Genomic DNA, 17,159 nt, shown 5'->3' with positions numbered 1-17,159 from the left:
TCAACGCGACGAGGCGAACGGAGTGGCTTTTCGGTCCGCCTGCGGAACACGATCTGCTTGACGCGCCTTGATCTCCCGGCGAAGATGAAGGGGAGCAGTCATTGAGCGGGGCGGAAGAAACTGGTTCGATCTTTGTCGCAGTGGCGGGGTGTTACAATCGCCGCTATGTGATGTCAGATTGCGAATCTGAGAGGTTAGAAAAGAATGCTGGATCAGGACGCCTACAACTCGCCGATACCACCCCAGGGAAAGGGTGAAACGGCGGAGCGTGCGTTGCGCAGCGCGATTGTCCACTGCGTCCTGGCGCCCGGCGAAAGGCTTTCGGAGGCGGAGCTGGCGCGCGAGTTCGGGCTGGGCCGGGGGGCGGTGCGCGCGGCGCTGGCGCGGCTTCAGGCAAGTGGCTTCGTTTCCTCCACGGCACGGAGCGGCTGGCAGGTGACGTCCGTCTCGGCGGCCGAAATTCGTGAACTGAGCGCCGCGCGACGGCAGCTCGAGCCGCTTCTGTGCAGTGTCTCGCTGGACGATGCGGATCGTGCTCGCCTGCACAGCCTGGCGGAGATGCACATGGCGCTGGTGCAGAGGCAGGAACTCAGCGGCGACATGGTGCCGACGATCCGCAAATGTGAGCGCGACATACTGGAAACCTTGGCGGCTCGGCTCGGCATGCCCATCGTCGCAGGCTGGCTGACCGATCTCTGGGACCGGTCGATCCGCCTGGTCAACTTCTTCGAGGCGCGCGCGCCGGTGAAGCTGACGCTGGCCAACCGCTCGCGTTTCGTGGAGGCACTGATCGACGGCCGCAAGGCGGATGCGCTCAGCCATCTGGCTGCAGCCAACACGGCGCTCGAAACCTACCTGCTCGACCGATTCCTCGAATCCGAGGCCATGGTGGGCAACAAGCGCGCGGCGCGGCGCGCCGCCGAAAAGGGCAAACCGCTTCGCCGGCAGGCCGGCAAAAGCCCAATGGGAGTGAGGACCGAACGATGACGATGAAGCTTTCTCGTATCGCCGCCCTGGCGCTGGGTCTGGCGCTGGCCGGATCCCCGCTTGCCTTGGATACGGCATCCGCCAAGGACATGCTGGTCGTGGATCTCGTCAACGAACCATCCTCCCTGGATCCGCACAAGCAGTGGAACCCGGACAGCTACTACGTCTACCGCAACATCTTCGACAACCTCGTGACCCGTGACGACGACGGCCGGATCGTGCCGCAGATCGCGACCGAATGGACCAACACGTCGGACTCGGAATTCGTCTTCAAGATTCGCGACGACGTGACCTTCCATGACGGCGAGAAGCTGACGGCGGAGGATGTCGCCTTCAGCATCACCCGTATCATCGACCCCGCTTTCGGCAGCCCGCAGCTCGGCCAGTTCAACAAGATCGTCTCGGCCGAGGCGACCGGCGAGTACGAGGTGACGCTGAAGACCGACGGCGCCTATCCGGTGCTGCTGGCGCAGCTCGTCAAGCTCTCCATCGTGCCCAAGCACGTGGTGGAGGAGGTGGGCGACGACGCCTTCAATGCCAGCCCGGTCGGCTCCGGCCCCTACAAGTTTGCGGGCTGGCAGCGCGGCGTCTCGGTGCGGCTGGATCGCAACGACGCCTATTGGGGCGAAAAGGGCCCGTTCGCCTCGGCCGAGTTCCGCGCCGTGCCGGATGCGGCAACGCGCGTGGCGAACCTTCAGGCGGGCGAGACCGACCTTGCCGTGACGATCGATTCCGATCTTGCCGCCCAGCTCGAAGGGTCCGGCAATGCCAAGGCGCTGTCCGTGTTGACCGAGCGTATCGGCTATCTCAAGCTCAACCCGAAGCGCGCGCCGCTGGACGACAAGCGCGTGCGGCAGGCCATCGCGCAGGCGATCGACAAGGAAGGCATCGTCGAAGGCATTCTGGGCGGCTACGACGAGCCCCTTTCGCAGATGGCAACCCCGTCGCACTTCGGCCATGTCGATGGGATCGAGACCTATCCCTACGATCCGGAGGCGGCGAAAGCGCTGATCGAGGAAGCGGGCGCCAAAGGCCAGACGGTGTCGTTTGCAACTTCGCCGACATTCGACCAGCGCATCGTGCAGGCCTTGGCGCAGATGATCAGCGATACCGGCCTCGTCGCCGAGATCGAGCTGACCGACATGGCGACCTATCTCCAGCGTGTGCAGAGCGCGCCGACCGAACAGCCCTATCTCGCCTTCGGCCGCTGGTCCTGCGCGTGCCAGGACGTGGATGGCGTGCTGCATTCGCTCCTTCATTCGACGAGCTCGTGGTCGTCGCTGTCGGATGAACGCATCGACGGCCTGCTGGACGAAGCGCGCAGCACGCTGGACGAGGACGCGCGCCTTGCCGCCTACAGGGAAGTCAGCACGTTCGTGGCCGAAGAGGTTCCGCTGGTGCCGATCTATCAGGCCGCGATCATCTACGGCGCGGCCAAGGGGCTCGAATGGCAGCCGACCGCCAATGAGAGCATGTTCCTGAACCGCATGAGCTGGTCCGACTGACCGCACCCGACCGGCGCCCGGCTCGGCCGATTGCCGTGCCGGGTTGCAACCCGAGAGGCAGCCCTTGTCGGCGTTCTTCCTGAAGAGAATCGTGCAGGCGCTGATCGCCGTGATCGGCGTGATCACGCTCATCTTCTTCCTGCAACGGCTGACCGGCGACCCGGTGCTGCTGCTCGTGCCGCAGAACGCGACGCAGGCCGACATCGCGGCGATGCGCGAGACGCTCGGCTTCAATCGGCCGCTGGCGATGCAGTATCTCGACTACGTGGCCGGGCTCCTGACCTTCGATTTCGGCCGCTCCTACGTCCAGAACATTCCGGTCTGGGACCTGATCGCGAGCCGGTTGCCTTACACGCTGATGCTGGCGGGCGGGGCGCTTGTGGTCGCCTTCGGCATCGGCATTCCACTGGGCGTGCTGATGGCGGTGCGGCGCGGCAAGCCGGAATCGAAGCTGATGATGGGTTTCGTGCTGGCCGGTCAGTCCATGCCGACCTTCTGGAGCGCGATCCTGATGATCATGGTGTTCGCGGTCTGGCTCGGCTGGCTGCCTCCGTCGGGCGCGCGCACCAATGCCAGCCTCATCATGCCGTCCATCGCGCTGGGGCTTCTGTCGATGGCGACATTCGCCCGTGTGGCGCGCACGGCCGTTCTGGACGAGCTCGAGAAGGACTATGTGCGTACCGGCCACGCCAAGGGCTTGCCGATGCGTCTCATCGTGATGCGCCACCTCCTGCGCAACGCAGCCATACCGGTGGTGACCGTGGCAGCCCTGGAGATCGCCAATCTGCTGGCGGGGGCGGTGATCGTGGAAACCGTGTTTGCCTGGCCGGGGCTGGGCCAGCTCACCGTGCAGGCGATCAACGCGCGCGACTTCATGGTGGTGCAGGGCGTGGTGCTGCTCGGCGCGGTGACGGCGATCACGCTCAACCTGATCGCCGACCTGCTCTACAGCCTCATCGATCCACGCATCCGCATGGAGGCGAGCGCATGAGCGCGGAAGCGATCACGCCCGCGCGCGCGTCCGCGCGCAGGCCGATACCATGGGCGGTGGTGCCCTTCGGCCTCATCCTTTTCGGCCTGGTGCTGATGGCGGTGCTCGCGCCGCTGCTCGCGCCCATGGATCCCAACACGCAGAACCTGCTCGCCCGCCTCAAGCAACCGGGTTTCGAGTCGCGCGGGGCCGTCTATCTGCTGGGCTCCGACGAGCTTGGCCGCGACGTTCTGAGCCGTGTCATCTATGGCGCGCGCATCTCGCTGATGGTCGCCTTCGCCTCGGTCATCCTGTCCGGCGTGTTCGGGTCGATCCTGGGCATGGTCGCGGCCTTCTATCGCGGCTGGGTCGAGACGGTCATCATGCGGCTGGTGGACATCGTGCTGTCGGTGCCGGCGATCCTGCTCGCCATCATCACCGTCGCGGTGCTCGGCCCCAGCCTCTACAACGTCGTCATCGTGCTGGCCCTGACGCGCTGGCCGCGCTATGCACGCGTCGCCTACGGACAGACGCTGTCGGTCGCCAACATGCCTTATGTTCGGCTCTCGCGCTTCATGGGGGCGGGATGGTTACGCCTGTTGTGGCGGCACATCCTGCCCAACATCGCCGGTGCGCTGATCGTCGTCGCCACGCTTGAATTCGGGCTGATGGTGCTGTTCGAGGCGGGCCTTTCCTTCCTCGGCCTCGGCGTGCAGCCGCCTACGGCGAGCTGGGGCGCGATGCTTTCCACAGGGCGCAATTATGTCGGCACCGCGTGGTGGATCGCGACCTTTCCCGGTTTCGCGCTCTTCCTCCTCGTCCTCTCGATCAATCTCATCGGCGATCATGTCCGCGATCGCCTCGACCCGCGTTCACGATAGGATTTCCATGCAGTTCGCACACGAGTTCAGGGGAAAGAAGGTTATCGTCACCGGCGCCTGTGGCATCATCGGTGGCTGGATCGCCGACGGGTTTTACGAGGCGGGCGCGACGCTGTGCCTGACCGACCGGGATCAGGCGAAGCTTGACGCAATGCTGGCGGAGCGAGGCGGGGGAGGGCACCTCGCGATTGCCGCAGACCTGCGCAATGCCGCCTCCATGAAGGCATTCGCCGACAAGGTCGCGGCCGAATGGGGCGCGCCGGACGTCGTGGTCAACAATGCCGGCATCTACCCTTCCGCCTTCCTGCTCGACATGCAGGTGGACGACTGGGACGCCGTGTTCGATGTCAACCTGCGCGCGCCCTTCGTGCTGTCGCAGCTTTTCGCAAAACGGATGATCGCGGCGGGGCAGGGCGGCTCCATCGTCAACATCTCGTCGGGCGCCTCGCGCAAGATGCGCACAACCGTCGTGCCCTACTGCACCTCCAAGACCGCGCTCGACCGGCTGACCAAGGGTTTCGCCCTGGAACTGGCCGAATACGGCATTCGCGTTAACGCGGTGGAGCCGGGTTTCATGGCCGGCAGCGCCGTCAGTCCTCTTCCCGACGAGCACGTCAGCGCCGCCATCGCGTCAATTCCGCTCGGCCGACCGTCCTCGCCGAAGGATGTTGTCGGCGCCGTCCTCTACCTCTGCTCGGATGCGGGCGCCTATGTCACCGGAGCGACACTGACGGTGGACGGCGGCAATTCCATCGGCACGAAAGCTGTCTATCAGGCCAAGAAAAAGGCGCTCTGAAAGGAAAGCCATGACCGATCGCCTCACCATCAAATCGCCATGGCCGGATTATCAATGGCCGGATGGCAAACAGTCGGCGGCGCTGCTGTCAGTGGACGTGGATGCGGATTCGCCCTTCCTCTGGTCGCTCGGCAACGACGCGCCGCAGCGCATCGCCACCCATGAAATCCGCCGTTTCGGCCCGCGCACCGGCCTCTACCGCCTGCTCGACCTTTTCGCCCGCTATCGCTTCAAGGGCAGCTTCTACGTGCCCGGCTATGTAGCCGAGGCCAACCCGGAGATCCTGCCGGCGATCCTCGAAGGCGGGCACGAGATCGGCCTGCACGGCTATTTCCACGAGATCGTCTCGGAGGCGTCGGATGCCGAGTTCACCGGCGCGCTGGAGGCGAGTTTCGAACTGTTCGTGAAGCAGACCGGGCAGGAGCCCGTGGGCTTCCGCTCGCCCGCCTGGGAGCTGACGCCGCATATGCTGCGCGAGATCAAGCGTCTTGGCCTCGCCTACGATTCGTCGCTGTCGGGCTTCGACCACCCTTATGAGGTGGACGGCGTGACCGAATTGCCCGTGCAGTGGATGGTGGACGACGCCATCGTCTTCAAGTTCGAGGGCGGCGGCCGGGACAAGTGGCCCTACCAATCCGGCCGCGGCGTGATCGACGACTGGCTGCGCGAATGGCAAGCACTGCATCGCTATGGTGGCCTGTTCACGCTCACGGTCCATGACTGGATTTCCGGCCGCGCCCAGCGCATCGCCCTGCTCGAAGAGCTGTTCGACGCCATCGAGGCTGAAAAACGCGCATGGGTGGCGACTGCGCAGGAAATCGCCGCCTATCATGCCGGCTCCGCCAACAAGGGACGCTTCGCCGTGGACGCGGCGGTCCCGCAAGCCATCGGTCCCCGCAGGTTCGGACGGTCGCATGGGTGAGCACTGGGTGGTGCGCAAGGGCGAGGTGCGCAGCGACAAGGGCCTCGTGGCTTGCCAGAACTGGCCGGCGGCGGAAGCAGGCGCTGCAGTGCTGTCGCGCGGCGGCAACGCGATGGATGCGGCCGTCACGACCGCGCTGACGCTGAGCGTGGTGGAGCCGTGGCTGTCGGGAATCGGCGGCGGCGGCTTCCTGCTCCGCGCCGACGGCGGGAGCGGTAAGGTCGACACGCTGGACTTCAACGTCAATTCCTCGCGCAATATTGATCCCGCCGATTACCCGCTGGTGGAAGGACGCGACGGCAACTGGTTCAATTGGCCGTCCGTGCGGGACGACCGAAACCTGATCGGCTTTCATTCGATTTGCGTGCCGGGCGCGGTCGCGGGCCTGGCGCAGGCGCTGGAACGCTTCGGCACGATCAGCTTCGCCGAAGCCCTGCAGCCGGCCATCGAACACGCCAAGCGCGGTCTCACGGTGGACTGGTTCACTGTGCTTTGTCTGGCGATCGACGCGGAGGGGCTGGGCCGCTTTCCCGCGTCCGCCGAGCTGTTTCTGCAGAACGGGCGTGCGCCGCGCGTGCCGGAGAACGGCAAGAGCCGAACGATCCCCATGCCGCGAAAGGCGGCGATGCTGGAGCGGCTGGCGAAGGCGGGGTGGCGCGATTTCTACGAAGGGGAGGTGGCCGCCTCCATCATCGCCGATCTCAATGCCGGCGGGTCGCCCATCGACGCAGGCGAATTGCGCGACTACCGGCCGCTATGGCGCGAAGCGATCGCCGTCCCCTTCCACGACGTCACCGTGCATGCCATGGCCGGGCTTTCCGGCGGTCCGACGCTGGCCGCCGCAGTCAAGGAACTGGCGACCACCCTGCCGGAAGCCGAACCCTTGTCGGGGCGCGCGGCGCTGGCCTTCGCCCGCGCCATTCGCCGCGCGAGCGAGCATCGCCTGCGCGCGCTTGGTCATGCCAGCGGCGAAAGCTGCACGACGCATCTGAGCGTCGTGGATCGCAACGGCACGATGGTGTCGCTGACGAACACGCTGCTCTCACGCTTCGGCTCAAAGGTCGTGCTGCCGTCAACCGACATGATCATGAACAACGGCATGATGTGGTTCGACCCGCGCCCGGGCCAGCCCAATTCCATCGCGCCGGGCGTGCGCCCGCTGGCCAACATGTGCCCGCTGATCGCCACCGAGGCCGGCAAACCGAAGCTGGCGCTCGGGGCGGCTGGTGGGCGCCAGATCATGCCGGCCGTGACGCAGATACTCTCCTACATCGTCGCATATGGCATGTCGCTGGAAGAGGCTTTCCATGCGCCGCGGCTGGATGCCAGCGGCGTACGCCTGCAGGTCAACCGCAAAGCGAAACCCGACGTGGCCGCGAGGGTTGGCGACGAGTTCCCGGTCGATATCGTGGAGGACACGCTCTACCCGGTGAACTTCGCCATCCCTTCCGCGGTGCTGCGCGACGGCGCAGAAAATGTCGGCATGGCGCATCCGCATCATCCGTGGGCGGCGGTCGGGCTGGAGCGCGCGCCATGAGCCCGGTGCTGACGGTCGAGGACCTGAAGGTGTCCATCGGCGGCAACCCGGTGGTGGACGGCGTCAGCTTCGAGGTCAACCCGGGTGAAATCCTGTCGGTCGTCGGCGAATCCGGCTGCGGCAAGTCCATGACGGCCTTCGCCGTCATGGGCCTCTTGCCCAAGGCCGCGAAGCTTGCGGGCGGGCGCGTGATGTTCGGGGGCACCGACCTCGCCACCGTTTCGGAAAAGCACCGGCGCACGATGCGCGGCGACGATCTCGCCATGATCTTCCAGGAGCCTGTCGCCTCGCTCAATCCGCTGATGCCCGTCGGCCGCCAGATCGCGGAAAACCTCGTCGTGCACGGCAAGTCGAAAGGGCGCGACCCCCGGAAGGCGGCCATTGCCATGCTGGAGGAAGTGGCCATTCCGGAGCCGGAAATCCGAGCGCGACAATATCCCTTCGAGCTTTCCGGCGGCATGTGCCAGCGGGTCATGATCGCCATGGCGCTGATCTGCCAGCCGAAGCTTTTGATCGCCGACGAGCCGACGACGGCGCTGGACGTTACTATCCAGGCTCAGATTCTCGAACTCTTGAAGCGCCTGCGCAACGAAACCGGCACGTCGATCCTGCTGATCACCCACGACATGGGTGTCGTGGCGGACATGGCCGACCGGGTGGCCGTGATGTATGCGGGCCGCGTCATCGAGCAGGCGCCGGTCGATGCGATCTTTGCGCGGCAGGAGCATCCGTACACGCGGCTGCTATTGTCCACGATCCCGCGCCTCGACGGACAGCCGAAAACGGTTCTGCCGAGCATCGAGGGCATGGTGCCGGATATCGGACAGTGGCCGGTCGGCTGCCGCTTCAATCCGCGCTGCCCGCTGGCCGACCAGCCTTGTATCGATAAACAGCCGCCGCTGGCGCCGCGCAGCGACACGGGGCTCGCCGCCTGCTGGCACAGCGGGAAGGTGGAGGCGATGCTGTGAGCGCCCCGCTGCTGTCAGTTCGGGACCTGAAGGTTCATTTCCCGATCCGGGGCGGCCTCCTGGGCAAGCCCGTCGGCTGGGTCAAGGCTGTCGATGGCGTCAGCCTCGACATCGCGCGCGGCGAGAGCGTGGCGCTGGTGGGCGAATCCGGCTGCGGCAAGTCCACGCTGGGCGCGGCCATCCTGGGCATGCAGAAACCGACGAGCGGCTCGATCCGCTTCGAGGATCGCGAGATCGTGCAAGGCGACGCGGCAACACGGCACGCGTTGTCGCGCGAATTGCAGATCGTGTTTCAGGACCCGGTTTCCGCGCTCAACCCGAAACTCACCATCGGCGAGAGCATTGCCGAGCCGCTCGCGATCCACGGCGTGGGGACGCGCAAGGAGCGGCGCCAGCGCGTTGCCGAGCTGCTTGGCCTCGTCGGCCTTCACCCGCAGCACGCCGAGCGCAAGCCCAATGCCTTTTCCGGCGGCCAGCGCCAGCGCATCGTGATCGCCCGCGCGCTGGCGTTGAACCCGCAGCTGCTGATCCTGGACGAGCCGGTCTCCGCACTCGACGTATCGATCCGCTCGCAAATCCTCAACCTGCTCTTGGACCTCCAACAGCGGCTCGGGCTCAGCTATCTGTTCATCAGCCACGACCTGTCGGTGGTGCGCCACTTTGCCGATCGCGTAGCGGTGATGTATCTCGGCCATCTGGTCGAAACGGGGCGAACCGAGGACGTGTTCGCAAAACCGGTGCACCCTTACACCGAGGCATTGCTTTCCGCCGTGCCGCTGCCCGATCCGGTGGCGCAGCGCAGCCGCACCCGCATCGTTCTGACAGGCGATTTGCCGAGCCCGGCCAACCCGCCCAAAGGCTGCAAGTTCGTCACCCGCTGCCCTCTCGCCGAAGACGTATGCCGCCAGACACATCCGCCTCTGGTGGGGGCGGAAGGCTGGCACGCCGCGTGCCACGTGCGCGCACCCGCAACGGCTGCCATTCCAGGATGACCATGAAGACCGGTATTTCGCGCCGCCTCGTCAACGCACCCGATGCACCCCAGACACTCCATCGCCGCTATACCAACGCGCTGGAAGTGAGCGGAGAAGGCCGCACGCTTTACATCAGCGGGCAGATTCCAACCGATCCAGACGGCGCCGCGCCCGAGGATTTCGAAGCGCAGGCCAGGCTCGCATGGGGCAACGTCGAAAAGCAGCTCAAGGCAGCCGGCATGACGCTGGACGATCTCGTCAAGGTTACGGTTTTCCTCGCCAGCCATGATCTGCGCGAGATCAACGCAAAGGTGCGCTGGGAGGTGATGGGCGATCGCATGGTGGCGCTTTCCACGGTGATCGCTGGTCCCTACGATCCCGCATGGAAGATCGAAATCGAGGCAATTGCCGTGGCGTGTTCAGAACCCCGTTCCTAGCACCTTGCATGGCTATGCTGGATGGATTGGTGAAAGGGGCAGCAAAAGGGATGGTGCGGAAAGCACGTTGACCAACTGCGTCCGGGCAAGCATGGCATCGGCCTGCACAAGAGGCTACATTGGAGCCGTTTGCCGCCTGTCCGGTTCTGGACGAAAAACTGAGTAAGCCGCTGTTCGGCTGACGTGAAGAGTTTCGGGCGCCGGCAGGCGTACGAAAGTCCCCGAGGAAGGAACCCGCGGGCCACCGTCGACGGCTATGGAGATTTCGATCTGCGGCTGATGTCGGCGATCGCGTAGCCGTCATCGGCAAGCGCCGGGATGGATGTGGACAGGCCGCTTCGTTGCGTTTCCGCGCGATGGTGTCGGCCCGGTGCTGCTCCGGACACCCCCCTGGCGGTGCGGCGACGCTCAGCAGTTCGCGCGCCAGCGCGAGGCTGGCCTTGCGGGCGGAGCCGGCGAGCAGGCCGTAGTGCCGGATGCGATGGAAGCCGTGCGGCAGGACATGCAGCAGGAAGCGGCGGATGAACTCGTCGGTGGCGAGCGTCATCACTTGCCGCCGGTCGGCGCCGTCGCGGCGGTAGTCCTTGTAGCGGAAGGTGACGCCGCTCGCGTCGAAGGCGATCAGGCGGCTGCTCGAGATCGCGACCCGATGTGTGTAGCGCGACAGATAAAGCCAGCACCGCTTCCGGCCCGGCAAACGGTGCCTTGGCGTAGACCACCCAGCGCTTCTTCCTGACGGGCGACAGGTGGCGCAGGAATGCCCGGCGTTCGGCCAGATGCGCCATTGATCCGAAGAAGGCGAGCCGCCCCGCATCGTGCAGCGCGAGCAGCCGGGTGAGGAACAGGCGGCGGAACAGCTTGCCGAGCACGCGCACCGGAAGCAGGAAAGCCGGCCGCGAAGATATCCAGCGGCTTCCGTCGGGGGTGATGCCGCCGCCCGGCACGATCATGTGCACGTGCGGATGGTGCGTCATCGCCGAGCCCCAGGTGTGAAGCACGGCGGTGATACCAAACCTGGCTCCGAGGTGCCTGGGATCGGCGGCGATCGTCAGCATCGTCTGCGACGCCGCCTTGAACAGCAGGTCGTAGACGAGCGCCTTGTGTGGAAGGCAATGTCGGCGACCTCGATCGAGGCGCGCACGGCTCAGCCGTCGGGCGAGTTCTCTCCCGGCTTGAACAGGCCGAGCTTGTCGAACTGGCTCGTTACCGTGCGCACCGTCCGGGTCGCGACCTTGGCGTAGAAGGCGGTGCTGTTCAGCTTGGCGTGCCCGAGCAGGACCTGGATGATCCGGATATCGGTGCCGTCCTCCAGCAGGTGGGTCGCGAAGCTGTGGCGCAGCGTGTGCGGCCCGACCCGTTTGGCGATGTCGGCGGCCTGCGCCGCCTCGACGACGATCCGATGGAGCTGCCGCGTGCTGATCGGCTTCATCGGATGCTGACCAGGGAACAGCCAGCCGTCGCGGTGCATCACGCCTTGCTGAGCCTAGCCTTCCGCGCTTTGATAACAACCAACCGCAAGCCTCCGTACTTATCGCAGGAGCTTGATACGCTCTTGTTGGGTAAGAGCCGCAGGTACGTTCTTGGCAACAAGAGCTGCGGCGATTTCGATTATCGCTTTCCGCGCATCAGCATCCTTGGAGAGTGCTTGGGCGTCCGAACTCAGTGCCGCCGCGACGAGTTCGACCAGCGCATCGCCCGTCCCTTCGCGATACCAGTGATCGGACCGGGTCTTTGCCTTCAACATCGCAGCAATCCAGCGAAGGCCATCGAGACGAAGTGGAGCCCCAAACTCCGTCGTAAGGAAGTAGGAGAAGCGCGTGACGCACTCCTCGTCACGGGTCAGATGAGTTGATGCCCACCGCTCGTAAACTTCCTTCATCCGGCCGGCGGCGCCCGGCGCAAGCCGCGCAAGCGCCTCTCGTTTCCGAATCCGATCAGATCGCAGATTAGCCGCTCGCCGTAGAACCACAGACCCGTTTTGTGCCCTTATTCTGTTGAAAAACTCCCGCTTGCAGCCGCTCTGAAGTCCTGATTCAGTCGTTCTGAAGCAGGCGGAGACGAGCTGATGATGGGTGAGCGGATCACCTGTGCGGTCGATTGACCGGTTTGTCGATCTGAGTGGCCTCCGCGAGCACCTGAAGCCCTATTACAGCGACACCGGGCGGCCCTCGATCGACCCCGAGCTGATGATCCGGATGCTGATCATCGGCTATTGCATGGGCATCCGCTCCGAGCGGCGGCTGTGCGAGGAGGTGCATCTGAACCTCGCCTTCGCTGGTTCTGCCGGCTCAGTCTAGGAGGGGTGGTGCCTGATCACTCGACCTTCTCGAAGAACCGGCACGGTCGCTTCCGCGACAGTGACCTGCTGCGGCGACTGTTCGAGATGACCGTCGAGCGCTGCATGGCCGAAGGACTGGTGAGAGGTGAAGGCTTTGCGGTCGACGCCAGCCTCATCCGCGCCGATGTCCATCGCCAGCGATCAGTGCCTGGCGAGGAAGGTCTGCCGTCAGAAGCGGTCGGACACGCCGTGCGGGAGTATCTCGATGTGCTGGACGACGCTGCCTACGGCGGTTCGACGCCGGTCACGCCCAAGCTGATCAACCTCACCGACCCTGCGTCGCGCTGGACCGCGGCAACTCGCGAGGCAGCCTTCTACTCCTACAGCACCAACTACCTGATGGACCTCGATCATGCGGTGATTGTCGACGTCGAAGCGACGACCTCGGTCCGCCAAGCTGAAGTGACCGCTCAGCGCAGAATGATCGAGCGCACGCAGGAGCTCGGTCTCTGGCCCGAACGGCTTGTAGCCGACGCTGCCTACGGCTCGGCAGCCAATCTGGCCTGGTTGGTCGAGCACAAGAGCATCGAGCCGCACATCCCGTGTTCGACAAGTCCGCCCGCAACGACGGCACGTTCGAACGCGCCGACTTCATCTATGAGCATGAAGACGACAGCTACATCTGCCCGGTGGCAATCGCCTGCGGCGATCTCGGCTACACCTGCCGTGAGCCTCCCATCATCTTGCGACTTACCGTTTCGATGTGGTCGCGCATCGCCCGCTCCGCCACTGTGCTGTCGCGGTCAAGGATCGCCTCGACGATGGCGTCGTGTTCCTTGAAGCTATGATGGTCAGGAGATGGCCGGGTCGAGCCGTCGCGGCGGCGCCCCCATGCGACTGTGCGCCGTACATTGTTCAGATTGTCGAATGTCATCACCAGCACCTTGTTCTGGGTGGCATTGGCGATGACGCTGTGGAAGCGGTTGTCCCAGTTCTCGTAACGCCGCCAGGTGTCGGCCTCGCGCCCCCGTTTCGCGCAGAGCTGCAGCTCCGCCAGATCGGATGCCGATGCGTTCAGCGCGGCTTCGGCTGCGAGCATCGGCTCGATCAGAAGGCGCGCTCGCAACACCTCGGCCGGGCTCGCATAGTTGGCTGTGTTCGATACGTCGGTCGGATTGTCCGCCGGCTTCTTGCCTAGGAACGTCCCCTTGCCGACATGTCGCCAGATGCGCCCTTCCGACTCGGCGATCGCCAGCGCCTTGCGTAAGGCTCCGCGCGAGACGCCAAGGATCTCGCAGAGCTCCCGCTCGGCCGGCAGGCGTCCCTCCTCCCCCGGTTCCAGCTGGGCCAGGAATGCCTGCAGCTGAGTGAAGGCGGCCCTCGCCTCGTCACGAACCAATATGTCAGCCAATTTGGCCTGGAAGGGGTCTGGTGCCGTCATGCGCGATCGCTCCGTGGGTCGTCTGTTTCGGCTCCATATCATATTTTTCAAGCAAGACAGGAGGAGACAAGACTGCCATCCTCAAAAGTGTTTCCGATATCGAAATGAACCACTTGCCAAAATTGATAAATTGGTTAGGATTGGTTTCACAAAACTCAAGCGAGACCCGCATATGAGCGCACAGGCAGCCCACCAAGAGCATTCGAAGTCCGAGTTCGCGGTGGCACCTCCGCCGCTCACAACCATCCCCGTGGAAGGCAGCGCCAAGCTCTTTCCGGTCCGGCGCATCTATTGCGTCGGCCGCAACTATGCAGCGCACGCCGTCGAGATGGGACACGACCCATCGAAGGAGCCGCCCTTCTTCTTTCAGAAGAACCCTGATAACATCCTCCTCGCCGGCACCGACTTTCCCTATCCGACCAAGTCGAGCGACCTGCATTTCGAGGCCGAGCTGGTGATTGCGCTTGGCAAAGGCGGAGCCGAGATCCCACAGGCCGAGGCACTTGACCACGTGTTCGGCTACGCCGTCGGGCTCGACATGACCCGCCGTGACCTGCAGGGGGAGGCAAAGGATCTGCGCCGCCCCTGGGAGGTCGGCAAGGCCTTCGAAGCCTCCGCGCCCTGCAGCAACATCGTGCCTGCAGCCGTGATCGGCCATCCGACAAGCGGTGCGATCTGGCTGGATGTCGACAGCGAGCGGCGCCAGACCGGCGATCTCAACCAACTGATCTGGAAGACGCCGGAAATCATCGCCTACCTGTCGGGACTGTTCACCTTGGCTCCGGGAGACCTGATCTTTTCCGGAACGCCAGCGGGCGTCGGCGCGGTCGAGCGCGGCCAGACCATGCATGTACACGTCGACGGCGTCGGCGACCTTAAGGTGCGCGTCGTCTGATCCCGCCGGGCCCGTAACAATCAACAGCAAGGAGCAGTCATGATCGTCGGCATCGACCACATCGAAATCATCGTCCGGGACGTCAAGGAGTATGTTGAGTTCTATCAGAAACTGGGCTTCAAGCTCTTGAAGTGGACCGAGCACCACGGTGGCTCGGCGGAGTTGCAGCTACCCGGCGACAACCAGCCGATCTTCGAGATCCATCAGCTGCTGGCCGAGGAAAATCCCGGCATCAATCACATATCGTTCAAGGTGCGCGACATAGACGAGACGCACAAGCAGCTCAAGGACGCCGGCATCTCCTTCTACAAGGACGTGCATGCCTCGCCGACGACGGGCCGCAAGAACGCGCTGCTGCGCGATCCCGACGGCTGGCGTTTGCAGCTCTCCGACGAGAAGCGCGGCGAGGGGCACGTCATCCAGAGGTAGCCAGGGAGCAAGGAGCGTAGGCTGATGTCGAACGTGGAGATCGACGTCCGGGGACTTGAGACCCAGTTCTGCACGCATGCCGGCGAGGTGACGTCTCTGTGGGGCATGGACATCCGCGTCAACCAAGGCGAGACCCGGCTCCGGCAGGAGTCACGGCGCAGTCCATCATGCGGCTCCTGCCCGCCAGCGAAAATATCGTCGCGGACATAATGAGAAATCCGCAAGTAGAGGGATGTGCTTAATCAAACCTACCCTGCGCCCGCCGGCGCTTGGTCAAATATAATAAAAGCGATTTGCGAGCGTTGTCTCGGATTTTTGTACGAGCGCTCGCGCGGGGATCAGTGCAAAAACGAGGAGAACCGACAGTGGGGTACAAATCGATAATTCAGAACAGGCTGGAAAGCCTGAAAGAGGTTTTCAGAACCTCGTCCTCGGCAAGGGTTGAGGAAATCAGGACAAACGGACCTTCGGTCGGGTCGGGTCGCCGACGTATGCTGTGGAACTCCACCACGCGGGTCGGCGCTGGCTTGATCCTTGGAGCGGGCTTCTCTGCCCTCGCGCTTGCAAGTCCTGCATCCGCGCAGGACGCGCAGCCGAAGATGGGCGGTACGGCCGTCTTCGTTCTCGAGGAGGATCCCAACTATCTGACCCGCAACCTGACCACGCAAAGCGAAACCGGCACAATCGGCTGCATTCTATACCAGGGCCTGATGGGTATCGACACCGGCGGCGTGCCATACCCGCTTCTGGCGAAATCGGTTGATATCAGCGACGACAAGCTGACTTATAAGTTCGTTCTCAACGACGCGCGCTGGCAGGACGGCAAGCCCGTGACCGCGAAGGACGTCAAGTACACCTATGAAGAGATCAGCGGCAAGCATAGCCCAACCTTCATGCGTACGATGACCGCGATCGACAAGATCGAGGCCGTCTCCGAGAAGGAAGTGGCGATCACGCTGAAGAAGCCATATGGCCCATTCCTGATCGCGCTGACCTGTCAGCAAGGTGCGGCAATCCTGCCCGAGCATGTCTACGCTGGAACCGATCCCACGACCAATAAGGCCTCGAACGCCGAGCCGGTGGCGAGCGGCCCGTTCCTGCTGAAGGAATGGGTGCGGGGAAGCCATTTGAGGCTGGTCAAGAACCCCGACTACTGGGAGGAGGGCAAGCCTTATCTCGACGAGGTGATCGCCCAGATCGTGCCCTCCGGTGCAGGGCGCACCCAGGCTCTGCTATCGGGTCAGATCGATCGAATTCCGTGGTTTGCCTTGCAGATCTCCGACTACCCGCTGATCGAGCGCAATCCGCAGTTGCAACTCCTGCCGGCCCGCAAGCCGCCAGCCATGAACTTCGTTTCGCTCAACACCACCAAGGAACCGTTTGGTGACAAGCGTGTGCGCCAGGCGCTGATGTTTGCGACGGACCGGGACTTTCTCCTGAAATCCGCCTTCAACGGCCAGGGGGAGGTAAGCACGTCGCCTTTCGCGAACGGCTTTCCCTGGGCAATCGACCCTGAAGTGGATCTGACGAAGATGTACCCCTACGATCCGGCGCGCGCCACGGCGCTTCTGGACGAGGCCGGGATTCAACGGGACGCGTCGGGCAAGCGTTTCTCCATGACCTTCATCATAGAGCCGGGAGAAGAAGGCGGAAGCCAGCTCGCCGCTGCGCTCAAGAATATGTGGGAGCAGATCGGCGTCGAACTGATTATCGAGACCGTACAGCCTCCCCAGTCGACCGAGCGCATTGCAAAAGGCGAGGCCAACATGGCGTATCATGGCTACAGCAGCGGCGGCGATCCGGCGATCGGCTGGTCCGGCCAATTCGTTTCGTCGATGATCGGATTGAACCGCGGCAACGCCGCGCGCTACTCTAATCCGGAGATCGACGAACTCTTCGCTCTCGCCCAGGGCGAAACCGATCTCGATGCCCGGGGGGCCTACTACAAGAAGGCGCAGAAGATCATCGGTGAGGATTTGCCGATCCTGACCCTCCACAACCCGGTTGACAAGGAAGCCCAGGGAACTTGGCTCAAGGGCATGGACAACGAGTACATGTTCCCGACCTGGCGCGACGCTTGGGTCGACAAGTAGAGCGGTTCACCGGACGCTCGCCTGCGGCCCGGCTGATACGGGAGTG

At 64.2% G+C, this 17,159-nt stretch carries 15 protein-coding genes and 3 pseudogenes; 14 read left to right on the top strand and 4 right to left on the bottom strand.

Going from position 1 to position 17,159, the window contains the following annotated elements:
• Positions 1-204: 204 nt before the first annotated feature.
• From PVE73_RS23005 to PVE73_RS22960, 10 genes are all read left to right on the top strand, one after another.
• Entirely contained in the window at positions 205-987 is a 783-nt protein-coding gene (locus PVE73_RS23005; RefSeq protein ID WP_277364477.1) for a GntR family transcriptional regulator, read from the top strand.
• On the top strand, positions 984-2,492 hold the full coding sequence (locus PVE73_RS23000; protein ID WP_277364476.1) for an ABC transporter substrate-binding protein: 1,509 nt from the start codon (positions 984-986) through the stop codon (positions 2,490-2,492). The genes PVE73_RS23005 and PVE73_RS23000 overlap by 4 nt, the downstream gene beginning before the upstream one ends.
• 64 nt (positions 2,493-2,556) lie before the next feature.
• Positions 2,557-3,483 (top strand): ABC transporter permease, encoded by a 927-nt coding sequence (locus tag PVE73_RS22995; protein WP_277364475.1) that lies wholly within the window; start codon positions 2,557-2,559, stop codon positions 3,481-3,483.
• Complete coding sequence (locus tag PVE73_RS22990; protein ID WP_277364474.1) at positions 3,480-4,343, top strand: ABC transporter permease; 864 nt, start codon at positions 3,480-3,482, stop codon at positions 4,341-4,343. The genes PVE73_RS22995 and PVE73_RS22990 overlap by 4 nt, the downstream gene beginning before the upstream one ends.
• Before the next feature lie 7 nt (positions 4,344-4,350).
• Positions 4,351-5,139 carry an SDR family NAD(P)-dependent oxidoreductase gene (locus PVE73_RS22985; protein WP_277364473.1) on the top strand — a complete coding sequence of 263 codons (789 nt, stop codon included), beginning with the start codon at positions 4,351-4,353 and terminating at the stop codon, positions 5,137-5,139.
• A gap of 10 nt (positions 5,140-5,149) precedes the next feature.
• A complete protein-coding gene (locus PVE73_RS22980) occupies positions 5,150-6,061 on the top strand; it encodes a polysaccharide deacetylase (protein WP_277364472.1) in 912 nt (303 codons plus the stop codon).
• Positions 6,054-7,598 carry a gamma-glutamyltransferase gene (locus PVE73_RS22975; RefSeq protein WP_277364471.1) on the top strand — a complete coding sequence of 515 codons (1,545 nt, stop codon included), beginning with the start codon at positions 6,054-6,056 and terminating at the stop codon, positions 7,596-7,598. The genes PVE73_RS22980 and PVE73_RS22975 overlap by 8 nt, the downstream gene beginning before the upstream one ends.
• Positions 7,595-8,566 carry an ABC transporter ATP-binding protein gene (locus PVE73_RS22970; protein WP_277364470.1) on the top strand — a complete coding sequence of 324 codons (972 nt, stop codon included), beginning with the start codon at positions 7,595-7,597 and terminating at the stop codon, positions 8,564-8,566. Before PVE73_RS22975 ends, PVE73_RS22970 begins: the two co-directional genes overlap by 4 nt.
• Positions 8,563-9,558, top strand: coding sequence for an oligopeptide/dipeptide ABC transporter ATP-binding protein (locus PVE73_RS22965; protein WP_277364469.1), 996 nt, complete (start codon positions 8,563-8,565; stop codon positions 9,556-9,558). The genes PVE73_RS22970 and PVE73_RS22965 overlap by 4 nt, the downstream gene beginning before the upstream one ends.
• 2 nt (positions 9,559-9,560) lie before the next feature.
• Entirely contained in the window at positions 9,561-9,977 is a 417-nt protein-coding gene (locus PVE73_RS22960; protein WP_277364468.1) for a RidA family protein, read from the top strand.
• 406 nt (positions 9,978-10,383) lie between these two features.
• Here PVE73_RS22960 and PVE73_RS22955 read toward each other — a convergent pair.
• From PVE73_RS22955 to PVE73_RS22945, 3 genes and pseudogenes are all read right to left on the bottom strand, one after another.
• Positions 10,384-11,080: pseudogene (locus PVE73_RS22955) on the bottom strand (transposase); the annotation flags it as partial.
• Positions 11,081-11,121: 41 nt separating this feature from the next.
• Positions 11,122-11,457, bottom strand: a pseudogene (locus PVE73_RS22950) (tyrosine-type recombinase/integrase); the annotation flags it as partial.
• 48 nt (positions 11,458-11,505) lie between these two features.
• The gene (locus tag PVE73_RS22945; protein WP_277364467.1) at positions 11,506-11,856 is read right to left on the bottom strand and encodes a hypothetical protein; all 351 of its coding nucleotides are present in this window, start codon (positions 11,854-11,856) and stop codon (positions 11,506-11,508) included.
• Between the two features lie 208 nt (positions 11,857-12,064).
• Between PVE73_RS22945 and PVE73_RS22940 the strand changes: the two are divergent.
• Positions 12,065-12,944, top strand: a pseudogene (locus tag PVE73_RS22940) (IS1182 family transposase); the annotation flags it as partial.
• Between the two features lie 26 nt (positions 12,945-12,970).
• Here PVE73_RS22940 and PVE73_RS22935 read toward each other — a convergent pair.
• A complete protein-coding gene (locus PVE73_RS22935; RefSeq protein WP_277364466.1) occupies positions 12,971-13,696 on the bottom strand; it encodes an FCD domain-containing protein in 726 nt (241 codons plus the stop codon).
• Between the two features lie 172 nt (positions 13,697-13,868).
• On the opposite strand from PVE73_RS22935, the gene PVE73_RS22930 reads away from it, so the two are divergent.
• The 3 genes from PVE73_RS22930 to PVE73_RS22920 all read left to right on the top strand — a co-directional run bounded on the left by PVE73_RS22930 (position 13,869) and on the right by PVE73_RS22920 (position 17,113).
• Complete coding sequence (locus tag PVE73_RS22930; protein WP_277364465.1) at positions 13,869-14,591, top strand: fumarylacetoacetate hydrolase family protein; 723 nt, start codon at positions 13,869-13,871, stop codon at positions 14,589-14,591.
• Positions 14,592-14,630: 39 nt separating this feature from the next.
• A complete protein-coding gene (locus PVE73_RS22925; RefSeq protein ID WP_277364464.1) occupies positions 14,631-15,020 on the top strand; it encodes a VOC family protein in 390 nt (129 codons plus the stop codon).
• A 269-nt stretch (positions 15,021-15,289) separates the two neighbouring features.
• Positions 15,290-17,113, top strand: a complete 1,824-nt coding sequence (locus PVE73_RS22920) for an ABC transporter substrate-binding protein (protein ID WP_277364463.1) — start codon at positions 15,290-15,292, stop codon at positions 17,111-17,113.
• The last annotated feature ends 46 nt before the right edge of the window (positions 17,114-17,159 follow it).

The sequence above is a fragment of the Chelativorans sp. AA-79 genome (genome assembly GCF_029457495.1).
Classification (GTDB): domain Bacteria; phylum Pseudomonadota; class Alphaproteobacteria; order Rhizobiales; family Rhizobiaceae; genus Chelativorans.
Note: the sequence above shows the minus strand (reverse complement) of the source record. Positions and strands in the feature narration are given on the sequence as shown.

Bases quoted from the DNA above. Each gene is read 5' to 3' on its own strand.
- PVE73_RS23005 (WP_277364477.1), top strand. From the start codon at position 205: ATGCTGGATCAGGACGCCTACAACTCGCCGATACCACCCCAGGGAAAG.
- PVE73_RS23000 (WP_277364476.1), top strand. From the start codon at position 984: ATGACGATGAAGCTTTCTCGTATCGCCGCCCTGGCGCTGGGTCTGGCG.
- PVE73_RS22990 (WP_277364474.1), top strand. From the start codon at position 3,480: ATGAGCGCGGAAGCGATCACGCCCGCGCGCGCGTCCGCGCGCAGGCCG.
- PVE73_RS22985 (WP_277364473.1), top strand. From the start codon at position 4,351: ATGCAGTTCGCACACGAGTTCAGGGGAAAGAAGGTTATCGTCACCGGC.
- PVE73_RS22980 (WP_277364472.1), top strand. From the start codon at position 5,150: ATGACCGATCGCCTCACCATCAAATCGCCATGGCCGGATTATCAATGG.
- PVE73_RS22975 (WP_277364471.1), top strand. From the start codon at position 6,054: ATGGGTGAGCACTGGGTGGTGCGCAAGGGCGAGGTGCGCAGCGACAAG.
- PVE73_RS22970 (WP_277364470.1), top strand. From the start codon at position 7,595: ATGAGCCCGGTGCTGACGGTCGAGGACCTGAAGGTGTCCATCGGCGGC.
- PVE73_RS22960 (WP_277364468.1), top strand. From the start codon at position 9,561: ATGAAGACCGGTATTTCGCGCCGCCTCGTCAACGCACCCGATGCACCC.
- PVE73_RS22945 (WP_277364467.1), bottom strand. From the start codon at position 11,856: ATGAAGGAAGTTTACGAGCGGTGGGCATCAACTCATCTGACCCGTGAC.
- PVE73_RS22935 (WP_277364466.1), bottom strand. From the start codon at position 13,696: ATGACGGCACCAGACCCCTTCCAGGCCAAATTGGCTGACATATTGGTT.
- PVE73_RS22930 (WP_277364465.1), top strand. From the start codon at position 13,869: ATGAGCGCACAGGCAGCCCACCAAGAGCATTCGAAGTCCGAGTTCGCG.
- PVE73_RS22925 (WP_277364464.1), top strand. From the start codon at position 14,631: ATGATCGTCGGCATCGACCACATCGAAATCATCGTCCGGGACGTCAAG.